Below are 12,421 nucleotides of genomic sequence, written 5' to 3'. Positions count from 1 at the left end.
ACGAGGAATTTCAACCGCGTGGTGACCTGCGCCAGTGCTGCCGTGACAATCCAGGCATCCTCGCACCAGGTTCCGGTGGGCGTCAGCACGGCTTCGAAGCCTAACGTCTCCGCGGTCCTGGCGACCAGGGAGAGATAATCGAGGCTCGCCTCCCGGAACCGCGATCGCGACGGGCCGTTGCCGAGATGGGAATCATCGCCGGACCCGACGATTTCCCGGCTGTCGCCGTTGGTCGGCAGATACCAGTGGAGATGGATGCCGCTCACTCGGCCGCCTCGACGATGGCGCCCCAGCTCGAGCGGTCGCGTGCGGCTGTTCCCGGATGGTCGTCGCGCAGCAGCCGCTGGCCAGCTCCCTGGAAGCGCTCGCGGATCGTGGTGCCCGGAGCGCCACGTTCCCGGATGCGGCCTCGCCGCCGCAGCTCCGGCACCACGAATTCGATGAAGTCCTCGAACGTGCCCGGGCTGACGACATAGGCCAGGTTGAAGCCGTCGACGCCGGATTCATCGGCGATGCGTTCGAGCTCGTCAGCGATCCTCTGCGGTGAGCCGACCAGCTTGGGATGGATGCCGCCGAGACCGATATAGTCGGCGATCCCGGCCACGGTCCAACGCCGGTCAGCATCGATCCGCGTCAGATTGGCAAGCGCGGAGCGCCCGGCATTGGTCTCGATATATTCGAGCGGGTGGTCGAGCGGATATTGCGACCAGTCGACGCCGGTCCATGCCGAAAACAGCGCGAGGGCCGCTTCGACACTGGTGTAGGACAGATAGTCCTTGTGCTTGGCCTCGGCCTCTTCGTCCGTGGCTCCGGTGATGACGGTGACCGCGGTGATGAACTTTATCGCGTCCGGCGCCCGTCCGAGTTCGACGGCACGGGCACGGATCGCCTCGACCGAGCGGCGGATGGATGCCGTGCTGGTGCCGCCGAGGAACACCACCTCGCCATTGCGGGCGGCGAATTCGCGCCCGCGCGGCGAGGTTCCCGCCTGGAACAGAAGCGGCGTGCGCTGCGGACTGGGCTGCGCGAGATGCGCGCCGGGCACGGAGAAATATTTGCCGTGATGGCCGATCGGATGGACTTTGGCGGGATCGGTATAGAGCCCCTTCTCGCGATCGTGCACGACCGCCCCGTCCTCCCAGGATCCCTCCCAGAGCTTGTAGGTGACATCCAGGAATTCCTGCGCCAGATCGTAACGCTCGTCATGGTCGATCTGGCGTTCCAGGCCGAGATTCTTCGCCGCCGATTCCAGAACCGAAGTGACGACATTCCAGGCGATGCGGCCCTTGGTCAGATGATCCAGCGTGGTGAATTTGCGGGCCAGGAGATAGGGCTGCTCGTAAGTGGTCGACACGGTGATGCCGAAGCCAAGATGCTTGGTGGCGGCGGCCATTGCCGAGACCAGCAGCAGCGGGTCGTTCACCGGCGACTGGGCGGCGGTGCGCAGCGATGCATCCGGCGTACCCCGGAAGACATCGAGGTGGCCAAGCGCGTCGGCGAGGAACAGCGCGTCGAAGCCGCCGTCGTCGAGCAGCTTGGCCAGCGAGGTCCAGTATTCGAGGCTGGTGTAGGTGTTGGCGCGGTCGCTCGGATGACGCCAGAGGCCCGCCGACACGTGACCGACCACGGTCATGCCGAAGCCGTTGAGGATGAGAGGCTTGATCGTCTTATTGGTGGAATTTGCCATGGTTCGCTCACGAATAGTAGGTTGGCGGCGGCACGTGGCCGTTGAGCGCGAAGTCGCCGACTTCCAGTACCTTGTAGTGGACGGGATCATGCAGGCTGTGCGTACGCACGTTGCGCCAGTAGCGGTCGAAGCCGAACGAGCGGGCGGTGGAGCGGGCACCGGTCAGCTCGAATATGCGCGACGTCACCTCCAGGGCGACCTCGGTCGAATGCACCTTCGACTGGTAGGCGATTGCGGCGGCATGGCCACGTTCTTCCGCGGTGAGATCCCTGCCGCGCTCGAAGGCGCGCTGCACGGCCTCGCCGGCGGCGTCCGCGAGCGCCTGCGCGGACGCAAGCGCGATCGAAAGCCGGCCGAAGCGCTCGACGACCAGCGTGTCCTCGGAGGCTTTCTTCGCCGGCGAGGACAGCCATGGCCTGCCGCGTTGGGTGATGTAATCCCTGGCGTCTTCCAGGGCGGCAAGCGCGGTGCCGAGATAGAGTTCGCCGAAGGCTGCATGGACGATCGGCACATGCAGCGTGGCATGCGGCGGATGAACCGTATCATCAGGCCAATGCCCGACCAGGTCGTCGGCGGATGCAGCGACGTTTTCGAGCGCCGCACTGCCGCTGACGGTCAGCCTCTGGCCGATATTGTCCCAGTCATTGCCGAAGCTGAGGCCTGGCGTGGGGTTGGCGACGATGAACTGGCCGATATGACGGCTGGCATCGGTGCCGGCGATCCGCGTGGCCTCGGCAAAGCGCACCCAGACCTGCAGCGTATCGGCCACTTGTGCACCACTGGTGAAAGGCTTGGCGCCATTGAGCACGAAGCCGCCGTCCACCTGCCTCGCCTCGATGAGCGGCTCATAGGCGGCCTGCGCGATGCCGGCATGAAACCAGCCCTTGGAGAGAAAGCCTTCAAGCCGTCTTTCGATCAGGGTCTTGTTGTCGCCGTCCAATCCGATGGCCGTACCGAAGAGATGGTAGATGACGATCTGGGCTATCGATGTGTCGCCCTTGGCCAGGATGCGGACGATCCTGAGCACTTCGGCCGGCGTCGCGCCGCCGCCGCCAAATCGCTTGGGAATATAGATCGTCAGCAGCCCCGCCAGACGCAAAAGGTCTATTTCGGCGTGCGGGGCGGCCCCAGCCAGATCGCGCGCGGCCGCGGTGCGCTTGAGCTCGCGTGCCACCTCCTCGGCCTTCTCGGCCCAGCCCTGGAAATCGCTGCGCTGCTCGCGCTGAACGGCGGCATGGATGGTCATGATGCCAACGCCTCCCGCCGGCGGACCTGCGAGAAGGCATGCTGCGCCGCCGGGTGATCGGCGGGTACGCGGCTGCCGCGCCCGAAAAGCCTGGAGCGCAGCGAGGGACCGCCATCCTCGCGAATGCGCCCGCGCCGCCGCAGCTCGGGAACGACATGGGCGGAGAAATCGATGAAGCTGCCCGGGCTGACCACATGTGTCAGGTTGATGCCGTCGGTATCGGTGGCTTCCAGCCATTGCTCGAGCTCATCCGCAACGGTCTTCGGACCGCCGACAAACGATTTGCCGCGCCCAAAGCCGCCCTCCGGGGAAAATGCCTGGCGCAAGGTCCACTGGCGGCCCGACGACGGGTCGTCGAACATGCGCAGCAGGGAGCGGTTGGAATCGGTTTCGGTGTAGCGGATCGGCTGGTCGAGATCGTGCCTGGAAAAGTCGATGCCCGTCGTTGCCGAATAATGCACCAGCGCCCCTTCGACATCGTAGTGCGACCTGTAGTCGGCGAGCTTGGCTGAAGCGGCGGCGTCGGTCTCATCGGTGATCACCGAGACCGCGGATATGAACTTGATGCTGCCTGGAGCCCTGCCTTCTTCGCGGGCAAGCTGCTTCACCTGAGCGACATTGCGGCGGATGCCATCGACATCGGCACCGGCGACAAAGACCACCTCCGCGTGACGAGCGGCAAAGCGCTGGCCGCGCGGCGAACCGCCGGCCTGGAACAGCACCGGCACCCTTTGCGGACTGGGCTCGGAGAGATGCGGACCCGGAACGTTGAAGTAGCGACCGGAGTGACCGATCGGATGCACCTTTGCGGGATCGGTATAGAGACCGTCCGGGTTGGCAGCGCTGCCGCGATCACGCACCAGCGCGCCGTCTTCCCAGGAACCCTGCCAGAGCTTGTAGGCGACATCCATGAACTCGTCGGCGATCTCGTAGCGCTCGTCATGCGCCACCTGCCTGTCGAGACCAAGATTGCGCGCCGCGCTGTCGAGTTGCGAGGTGACGACGTTCCAGGCGATCCGCCCCTTGGTGAGATGATCGAGCGTGGTGAACTTGCGCGCCAGCAGATACGGCTTTTCGTAGGTCGTCGAAACGGTGACGCCGAAACCCAACCGGCTTGTCGCACCGGCCAGCGCTGAGACCAGCAATAGCGGATCGTTGACGGGAGACTGAACGCCCTTTGCCAACGAGGCATCATATCCACCGCCATAGACGTCGAGGAGCCCCAGCGCGTCGGCGATGAACAAGCAATCGAAGCCGCCCTCCTCCAGTACCTTGGCAAGCTCGATCCAGTAGTCGAGCTCGGCATGGCGATAGGCCTGGTCGGCCGGATGACGCCAAAGTCCGTAGGCGACGTGGGAGACGGCGTTCATGGTGAAGCCATTGAGAATGATAGGAGATTTTGCCATATGACAACCCAGACAAACGCGCGCCGCACGGGATCGATCTTTGTCTATGGATTTAGTGTACTTCAAAGCATCGCGCGTGGAGATTTTTCCTAAAGATCGCGGTGTTTGTGACAATCCATTACTGGATGGCGTCGAAGCCGCCAATGTCGAGCCGCATCACCAAGGGGAGCCATCAAGCCTCTTCACGCCGACAATCCATGCCCAGCTTCGCCGAACTGGAGATCGCGTGGGCTGCCGCCCTGGCCGCGATGCGACACAAGGCGTTGTCATCAATGCGGCGTATACGCATCGTGGGAGTGCAAACCGGCGCGATAGTCTCAGACCCTGCCAGCCGAACTGACGGTGCCGCTCAAGCCAGCTCGAACCGCTCGATGGCGCGCATGATGCCACGCAGCTCCGCGAGGCCCTTCAGCCGGCCGATCAGCGAATAGCCGGGATTGATCCTGGTCTTGCCGATATCGTCGGCGAGCAGATGGCCATGGTCGGGCCGCATCGGAATACGCCAGTCGGCGCGGCCTTCCCCGCGGCGGCGCGCCTCTTCCTGCATCAGAGCCAGGATGACATGCGCCATGTCGGTGCCGCCATCGAGATGCTCGGCCTCATAGAAGGAGCCGTCATCCTCGATGGTGATGTTGCGCAGATGAGCGAAATGGATGCGGTCGGCGAATTCCTTGACCATGGCGACGATGTCGTTGTCGGCGCGCGTGCCATAGGAGCCGGTGCAGAACGTCAGGCCGTTGGCGGGGCTGTCGACGGCGTTGAGGATGAAACGCGCATCCTCGGCGGTCGAAACGATGCGTGGCAGGCCATAGAGCGAGAAGGGCGGGTCGTCGGGATGGATGCACATACGCACCCCCTCCTCTTCGGCCACCGGAATGATCTCGCGCAGGAACCAGGCAAGGTTGTCGCGAAGCTCCTTTGGTCCGATCGCGTCGTAGTCCGCCAGGGCCTCGCGAAAACTGTCCCTGTCATAGCTGCGCTCGGTCGCCGGCAGGCCGGCGATCAGGTTGCGCTCGATCCTGTCGATCGCTTCGCTGCTCAATTCCTTCAGCCGCGCTTCCGCTTCGGTGATCCGGGCGGGGCTATAGCCGGCCTCGGCATTGACGCGCTTCAGCACGAACAGGTCGTAGGCTGCGAAATCGATGGCGTCGAAACGCAGCGCATAGCCCGTCGTCGGCAGCCGATAGGCGAGATCCGTACGGGTCCAGTCGACCACCGGCATGAAATTGTAGCAGACCGTCGCAATGCCGGCCTTGGCGAGCGCGCGGATTGAGTCACGATAGTAGCCGGCGTAGCGCTCGCGTTCCGGCGTGCCGATCTTGAAGGAGTTGTGGACCGGAATGCTCTCGACCACCGACCATGTCAGGCCGGCGGCCTCGATGACACGCTTGCGCTCCAGAATACTCTCGAGCGGCCAGGCGCGCCCGTCATAGATATCGTGCAAGGCGCTCACCACGCCGGTCGCACCGGCCTGCCTGACATGATCGAGCGTTACCGGGTCGTTCGGCCCATACCAGCGCCAGCACTGTTCCATTGCCGCTTCCTTCTGCGAGAGAACGGCAACCTATTGTTGGACCGCAATGGGTGTCAAACTAGGAACGGTTTCGGACAGCGAATGAAGGAGTTTTCCCAATGAAGGATTTCGACGGCAAGGTGGCTTTGGTGACGGGGACGACCGGGATTGGCCTCGCAACCGCCAGACGCCTCGCTGCGGGGGGTGCTGCGATCGTCGCCTGCGGCATCGACCGCGCGGCCAACGCTGCGCTGCAAGCGGAACTGGAAAGCTCCGCAGCCGGGGCGCTGGTCATAGGGGCCGACGTCTCCATGCCCGATCAGGTTCGCGACGCGGTCGCGGCCGGCGTGGAGCGGTTCGGCGGCCTCGATATCATCGTCAATTCGGCGGCGGTGCATCCGTACGGAACCGCCGTCAGCACCGACTTCGAGACCTGGAACAAGGCGATGTCGGTCAATGTCGGGTCGATCTATCTGACAACGCATTTCGGCATTCCGGAAATGGTCCGCAGGGGCGGCGGCGCCATCGTCAACGTCGCTTCGGTGCAGGGCTTTGCCTGCCAGCAAAACGTCGCCGCCTATGCCACCACCAAGGGCGCCATCCACACGCTGACGCGGGCCCTGGCCCTCGACCATGCGCGCTCCGGCATCCGCGTCAATTCCGTCAGCCCGGGCTCGATCCGCACCCCCATCCTGGAGAAGGCCGCCCGCGGCGAGAACGGCACGGACGCCGATGTCGAAGCCGCCTACAAGCGCTTCGGCGAAGCGCACCCCATCGGGCGCATCGGCGAGCCGGAGGAGGTGGCGGAACTCATCGCTTTCCTGTGTTCATCGAAGGCCGGCTTCTGCACTGGCGCGGACTACAAGATCGATGGCGGCCTGACCGCCGGCATCGGCGTGAAGTAGATCGCGAAGATTGGGGCCTGGCCTTTACCGGGAGCAGCCGGCATCCGACAATTGGGGCGCCCGGCCTTCTTGACAGATCAATGCCCAAGCCTTGCCGGCGCGAAGCCGCGCACGCCGCTTTCGGGCGGGCTCGCCGATCTCGATCTTGCCGTCCGGATCATCCAGGCAATGCCGTCGAAAAGACTTTAGCGAAATTTCGGAAACGCGCCGCCAGCCGGCGCGTTGGCCCAGCTCTGCAAGGTCTGGCCGCCGTCGATCAGCCAATCCACGCCCGTAACGTGCCTCGCCTCGTCGGAGGCGAGGAAAGCCACGGCGGCCGCGACATCGTCCGGCTGGCCGATGCGGCGCAACGGAATGCGGTCGGCGAAATGCTGGACGCTGCTCTTGAATTCGCCGTCGCCGGAAGCCGGCACGCCAAGCGTCGTCTCGATCACGCCGGGGCAGATGGCATTGACGCGTATGCCGTAGGGCGCGGCATCGAGTGCCGCGACCCGCGTCAAGCCGACCACGCCGTGTTTGGAAGCGACATAGCCGGCACCGCCCGAAAGGACGTCCCAACCGGCCATGGACGAGCCCATGTTGACGATCGAGCCACCGGTCCCGGCCTCAATCATCGCCCGAAGCGACGCCTGCAGCACGAGGAAGATGCCGCGCAGATTGATGCGGATGATCGTATCCCAGTCCTCGACCGGCAGGTCATGAACGGGAGCGACGACGCCGGAAATGCCGGCATTGTTGAACACCACGTCGAGGCCGCCGAACGTCTCGACGGTCGTTGCGACGGCGCGCCACACATCCGCTTCATCGGTGACGTCAGCCTCGATGGCCAAGACGCCGTCGCCGAGGGAGCGAGCCAGTTGCCGCGCCGCCGCGCCATTGCGGTCGACAATGGCGACCCGCGCGCCTTCGTCAAGGAAACGCCGTACCGCCGCGCTGCCGATCGCGCCGGCGCCACCGGTGACGAGGACCTTTTTCTGGTCGAACCGTTTCATCCCAGGGTCTCCGGCTTTGGATAGGAACGCCATGAATACTGTGGTTCGAAGCCGATCGTTTCGCGCGCATGGACCGTGTCGAGCACGGCGCCGAAACCAGCGATCGACCGTGACAGGGGGACATCAGGATAGACCCGGCGCAAAAGCGCTTCGGTTTCCTCTTCCATGAATGTGTCGGCGGCGCTCAGGAGGACGCGCAGATGGCCGTCGCCTTGCCATGCAAGCGCCCGCAGGAAGCCCTGCCCGGCGTCGCGCGCGTCGAGATAGGCCCACAGGTCGCGGGCACTGTCGGCAGTGGCGCGGCGCGGCCCGACGCCCTCGAAAAAGGAACCCGGCGTCTGGATCCACGGCATGCGGACACTGACCGCCGAAAAGGCGCCGCGGCGCACCGCCGCGTCGACGATTTCCTCGCCCAGCCATTTCGACAGGCCGTACGGATCCTGCGCGCCGACCGGGTGTTCCATGTCTACCGGCAGATAGGGCGGCCGCACAGGTTTCTCGAAAAAGGGATAGCCGAAAACGCTGAAGGACGAGGCATAGACGAAGCGCCTGGCGCCGGCCATGGCAGCTGCCTCGACCACATTGTAGGCGGTCGCGACGTTGGTCCTGAACACCTCGCCGCTGGCCCGGCCGGTCGGCCGCGGAATGGCCGCGACATGCACAACGGCATCGCAATCGCGCACCAGCTGCAGTGTCGATCCCAGATCGGTCAAATCGGCGGTTGCGTGGCGCCATGCGACCTCACCCGGCACCACGGCATCGACACCAAGCACATCGTGGCCGGCCGCAACCAGAACCTCGGCCACATGACGGCCAAGCAGGCCACTGGCTCCGGTGACGATGGTTTTCATATCTCGGCCTCGGCTCCGCAATTCAGCGGCTTGAATATCATTGATGGTCATACAAATCGAGCACATGCCTGACAAGCGTTGTCAAGGCCATTTCGCGATGGACAAATAGCGCATACGCTTGTCGGAGCGCGGTGCGCAAGGCCGACCGGCACGCTTTGCGTCGAACGGGATTGACTTGGCATCCACTAGGGTTTTTGTATGAGCATCAACGATCGGTCAAAGGAGCTCGCCATGTCCGTGGACAGTTTTTCCTCACATCGGCACGATGACGCGGTGCGCCTCGATCCACGCCGTGCAGCAATTATCGTCATCGATATGGTCAATGAGTTCTGCAAGCCCGGCGGGGCCATGGTCCTGCCTGGATACGAGACGCTGGTCGCGCCGCAACTGGCCGTCATCGAGGCCGCGCGCGCCGCCGGCGTGCCGGTGATCTGGGTCCATGACAGCCACCGGCCGGGCATGCGACGCGAGCGCGAATGGCTGAAGCGCACACCGCATTGCCTGGACGGAAGCTGGGGGCCGGAGATCATCGAGGATCTCGGCGCCCGCGATGATGAGATCCATGTAATCAAGCGGCGCTACTCGGCCTTCTTTCAAACCGATCTCGACCTGACGCTGAAAGACATGCAGACCGATCAGTTGATCATCTTCGGCGTGGTCACCAACATCTGTGTGCGCTCGACCGTCCATGATGCCTTTTTCCAGGGCTATGAGGTGGTGGTGCCAAGCGATTGCTGCGCGGCAACGGGACCACGCGAGCAGGAAAGCTCGCTCTATGACATAGCGACCCATTTCGGCGTGGTCAGCGATTCGGCTGATGTCGTCGCAGCCCTCCGCGACGGGACGTCGCTTCAACCAGCGGAGGTCGCGGCTTGAGCTTTTCCAAACCGGCGACATCCAAGACAGCGGCGATAGGAGTCCGGTGTGACGACTGAAAAGAAACCGCGATCCGAAAAAGGCGCGACGCCGAAGACGCCGAGCGGCGATGCACCCCTGAGCCGCGAGCAGGTGCTGCAGCAATACGCCGGGACCGGCTATGAACTGGACCGCCACCCGGCGCACGTCATCCGCCGGGCGCATCAGCGCGCGACACTGCGCTTCCAGCAGGTCATGGCCGGCGAAGACCTTTCGCCAACGCAATTCGCGGCGCTCGCCACGATCCTCAAGCATGGTGAAGTTTCGCAGAACCATCTCGGCCGGCTGACGGCGATGGACCCGTCGACCATCAGCATCGTCATGCGCAAACTGCTCAAACACGGGCTGATCACGCGCAGCGCCTCCGAAACCGACCAACGCCTGACGATGATCGCGCTGACCAGCAAAGGGACCGACTATACGCTGGAGCGGCTCGAACGCAGCGTCGAGGTCGGGCGGCGGTTCCTGTCGCCGCTCTCACCGGCCGAGCAGGCGACGCTGCTTCGCCTGCTCCAGCGCATCAACGACGACGACCCAACGAATGGCGACAGCGGCAAATAAGCCGCGTCCAGTCCTTTTTTTCCATAACAGCAAAAGTGAGAACCGATGTCGTCCGACCTCCAGTCGTCTGCCAACACGCTCGTCGTCCGCAATATCGGTCTCATGCTGAGTGGCGATCTCGCACAACCGATCATCGACGCCGACACCATCGTCGTGAGCGATGGACGCATCACCGGCATTGGCAAGGCAGGCGATATTGATGGCGGCAGCGCGGCGACGATCATCGATGCGATGGGCTGCGCGGTCGCGCCGGGTCTTATCGACAACCACGCCCATCCGGTGGCCGGCGACTGGACGCCTCGGCAGAACCAGATCGGCTGGATGGATTCGACCGTGCATGGCGGTGTCACCACCATGATCTCGGCGGGGGAAGTCCACACGCCGGGCCGACCGCGCGACCTTGTCGGGCTGAAGGCGCTGGCGATCGCTGCCCAACGCACCTTCTCCAACTTCCGTCCGAACGGCATGAAGATCCTGGCCGGGGCACCGATCCTGGAACCCGGCCTTACCGAGGAAGACTTCCGCAGTCTCGCCGAGGCCGGCGTGACGCTTGTCGGCGAGGTCGGGCTTGGCGGCGTCAAGGATGGGCCGACCGGCCGGCAGATGATCACCTGGGCGCGCAAATACGGCATGACCTCGATGACCCACACGGGCGGTCCATCCCTACCGGGCTCCGGCCGCATCGGCGCGGATGTCGTGCTGGAGGTCGACGCCGACATCGTCGCCCACGTCAATGGCGGGCCAACCGCCCTGCCCGACGCGGAAATACGGCAGATCTGCGAGAAGGGTTCGAGGGCGCTTGAAATCGTCCACAACGGCAATCTGCGCACCGGACTGTTCGTGCTCGACCTGGCAAGGCAGCGCGGCGAACTTGCCCGCGTCATCCTCGGCACCGACAGCCCGGCCGGATCCGGCGTGCAGCCGCTCGGCATCCTGCGGATCCTAACCATGCTGGCTTCGCTGGGCGGTATCGCGCCGGAAGTGGCGTTCTGTCTTGCCAGCGGCAACACGGCGCGCGTGCGCGGACTGGATGATCGCGGCATCATCGAGGTCGGTCGCGCCGCCGACCTGATCTTCATGGATCAGGCGATCGGCGGCGCCGGCGACGGGCTGCTCGACAGCGTGGCGCTGGGCAATCTTCCAGGCATTGGAATGGTCGTCATCGACGGCGTGGTGCGGACCGGCCGGAGCCGCAACACCCCGCCCGCGATGCGGGTGCCGGAAGTCGTCCCCAACTGACGGCGTTTCAGGGTATGTTGAGATTCAGGTCGGGCCGAGCCGTTATGTACGCGACGTTTTTGCTGCCTCGGCCAGTTCAGCCATTAGCTTGCTAGCGGAACGCAGTTTTTCTTCGCCCAAGCGACTGGACAGCTCCGCTTTAGCCAAATTCCATAACGGGAGCGCATCGACGATAAGCTTGCGCCCAGATATTGTCAGGCCAATCTGCTTTCCCAAGCGGCCGCGTCCGCCCTTTGAATGTACCAAACGTCGCCCTTCCAAGTTCTGAAGATTTCGGCTTAGGGTCGTCGGGTCGACTCCCGCGCTGTTTGCAAGATCGACGAGTGTCGTTCCCTCGACGGCTCCTATCCCCACGAGGAGGCTGAACTGCTCGGCCGTCAGCCCGAGTGGTTTGAAGCATGCGTTGTAGTAGCGCGTGACCGCACGCGCCGTCGCACGAGCCTGAAAGCCCGGACACTCCGCCGCGACGCCTTTCAACGTTTCCGAATCAAAACCGCTCACGTCCGCCCTCTCGAGCAATTCCAGGAAAAGTGTGAAACGGTTTTCCTGGAATTGCGTAAAAACAAAGAGTTAGAGCGGTTCGGCGTTTCCGTGAAAGGATGAACCGCTCTAGACAATTTCGTCGTCATAGAATACTGTATATGCATTATTAGGAGAGTTCCATGCCAGCGTACGTGCATATCAATCTGCGTGTCGTCGACGCCGCCAAACAGGCGGCTGTCGCTCCACGCTTTCAAGCGGCGCTGCAAGAGGCCGGCGGGCGTATTTTACATTTCGGCCTTGTTGCGCAGGTTCTTGAGGGCGAGGACGCGCCGCTCCCGATGGCCGGCGTGTTTGAGTTTGCAACCCTCGCCCAAGCGCTGGCGTTCTACAATTCCGAGAGATACGCGCCGATCAAGGCCGAGCGTCGGGAAGCCCAAGAGGCACGGATGTTCATAGTCGAAACCCGTTAAAACTTTCCGGTACGCGAACACCGGAAGCGCAGGAAGCCGGCGTTTGCAGGCCGGCATCACCTGAATATCGGCATCTAGCTGACGCCGTCCTTGCCGACGATCTTGTCCTTGGTCAGCCCGCCGACGCGCGGGTGCGGCCGGCCGGAATCGGTG

At 63.9% G+C, this 12,421-nt stretch carries 13 protein-coding genes; 5 read left to right on the top strand and 8 right to left on the bottom strand.

Annotated elements, in window-relative coordinates; all coding sequences use genetic code 11:
* From EN943_RS28210 to uxuA, 5 genes are all read right to left on the bottom strand, one after another.
* On the bottom strand, positions 1–266 hold a 266-nt coding region (locus EN943_RS28210), incomplete at its 3' end, for an LLM class flavin-dependent oxidoreductase (protein ID WP_206522820.1).
* A complete protein-coding gene (locus EN943_RS28205; protein ID WP_127415500.1) occupies positions 263–1,687 on the bottom strand; it encodes an LLM class flavin-dependent oxidoreductase in 1,425 nt (474 codons plus the stop codon). The genes EN943_RS28210 and EN943_RS28205, both read right to left, overlap by 4 nt.
* A gap of 7 nt (positions 1,688–1,694) precedes the next feature.
* Complete coding sequence (locus EN943_RS28200) at positions 1,695–2,933, bottom strand: acyl-CoA dehydrogenase family protein (RefSeq protein WP_127415499.1); 1,239 nt, start codon at positions 2,931–2,933, stop codon at positions 1,695–1,697.
* Positions 2,930–4,339, bottom strand: a complete 1,410-nt coding sequence (locus tag EN943_RS28195) for an LLM class flavin-dependent oxidoreductase (RefSeq protein ID WP_127415498.1) — start codon at positions 4,337–4,339, stop codon at positions 2,930–2,932. The genes EN943_RS28200 and EN943_RS28195 overlap by 4 nt, the downstream gene beginning before the upstream one ends.
* 349 nt (positions 4,340–4,688) lie before the next feature.
* On the bottom strand, positions 4,689–5,873 hold the full coding sequence (uxuA, locus tag EN943_RS28190) for a mannonate dehydratase (protein WP_127415497.1): 1,185 nt from the start codon (positions 5,871–5,873) through the stop codon (positions 4,689–4,691).
* A 98-nt stretch (positions 5,874–5,971) separates the two neighbouring features.
* Here uxuA and EN943_RS28185 point away from each other — a divergent pair, with 98 nt between their 5' ends.
* Positions 5,972–6,757 (top strand): SDR family oxidoreductase, encoded by a 786-nt coding sequence (locus EN943_RS28185; RefSeq protein WP_127415496.1) that lies wholly within the window; start codon positions 5,972–5,974, stop codon positions 6,755–6,757.
* Positions 6,758–6,942: 185 nt separating this feature from the next.
* Here EN943_RS28185 and EN943_RS28180 read toward each other — a convergent pair whose 3' ends face one another.
* Positions 6,943–7,749: an SDR family oxidoreductase gene (locus tag EN943_RS28180; protein WP_127415495.1), complete on the bottom strand. Its 807-nt coding sequence runs from the start codon at positions 7,747–7,749 to the stop codon at positions 6,943–6,945.
* Positions 7,746–8,600: an NAD(P)-dependent oxidoreductase gene (locus tag EN943_RS28175; RefSeq protein WP_127415494.1), complete on the bottom strand. Its 855-nt coding sequence runs from the start codon at positions 8,598–8,600 to the stop codon at positions 7,746–7,748. Before EN943_RS28175 ends, EN943_RS28180 begins: the two co-directional genes overlap by 4 nt.
* Positions 8,601–8,831: 231 nt before the next feature.
* On the opposite strand from EN943_RS28175, the gene EN943_RS28170 reads away from it, so the two are divergent.
* The 3 genes from EN943_RS28170 to EN943_RS28160 are packed head-to-tail and all read left to right on the top strand — an operon-like array spanning position 8,832 to position 11,315.
* A complete protein-coding gene (locus EN943_RS28170; RefSeq protein ID WP_127415493.1) occupies positions 8,832–9,476 on the top strand; it encodes an isochorismatase family cysteine hydrolase in 645 nt (214 codons plus the stop codon).
* 48 nt (positions 9,477–9,524) lie between these two features.
* Positions 9,525–10,076: a MarR family winged helix-turn-helix transcriptional regulator gene (locus tag EN943_RS28165; protein WP_127415492.1), complete on the top strand. Its 552-nt coding sequence runs from the start codon at positions 9,525–9,527 to the stop codon at positions 10,074–10,076.
* 45 nt (positions 10,077–10,121) lie between these two features.
* Positions 10,122–11,315, top strand: a complete 1,194-nt coding sequence (locus tag EN943_RS28160; protein ID WP_127415491.1) for an amidohydrolase family protein — start codon at positions 10,122–10,124, stop codon at positions 11,313–11,315.
* 42 nt (positions 11,316–11,357) lie between these two features.
* Here the strand turns inward: EN943_RS28160 and EN943_RS28155 are convergent, their stop codons facing one another.
* The gene (locus EN943_RS28155) at positions 11,358–11,816 is read right to left on the bottom strand and encodes a MarR family winged helix-turn-helix transcriptional regulator (RefSeq protein WP_127415490.1); all 459 of its coding nucleotides are present in this window, start codon (positions 11,814–11,816) and stop codon (positions 11,358–11,360) included.
* 161 nt (positions 11,817–11,977) lie between these two features.
* Between EN943_RS28155 and EN943_RS28150 the strand changes: the two genes are divergently transcribed.
* On the top strand, positions 11,978–12,268 hold the full coding sequence (locus tag EN943_RS28150) for a DUF1330 domain-containing protein (RefSeq protein ID WP_127415489.1): 291 nt from the start codon (positions 11,978–11,980) through the stop codon (positions 12,266–12,268).
* The last annotated feature ends 153 nt before the right edge of the window (positions 12,269–12,421 follow it).

Origin of the sequence: Mesorhizobium sp. M7A.F.Ca.US.006.01.1.1 (genome assembly GCF_003997935.1) — a bacterium.
GTDB lineage: Bacteria > Pseudomonadota > Alphaproteobacteria > Rhizobiales > Rhizobiaceae > Mesorhizobium.
The sequence above is the reverse complement of the archived record's forward strand: the minus strand, read 5'-3'. Positions and strand labels throughout refer to the sequence as shown.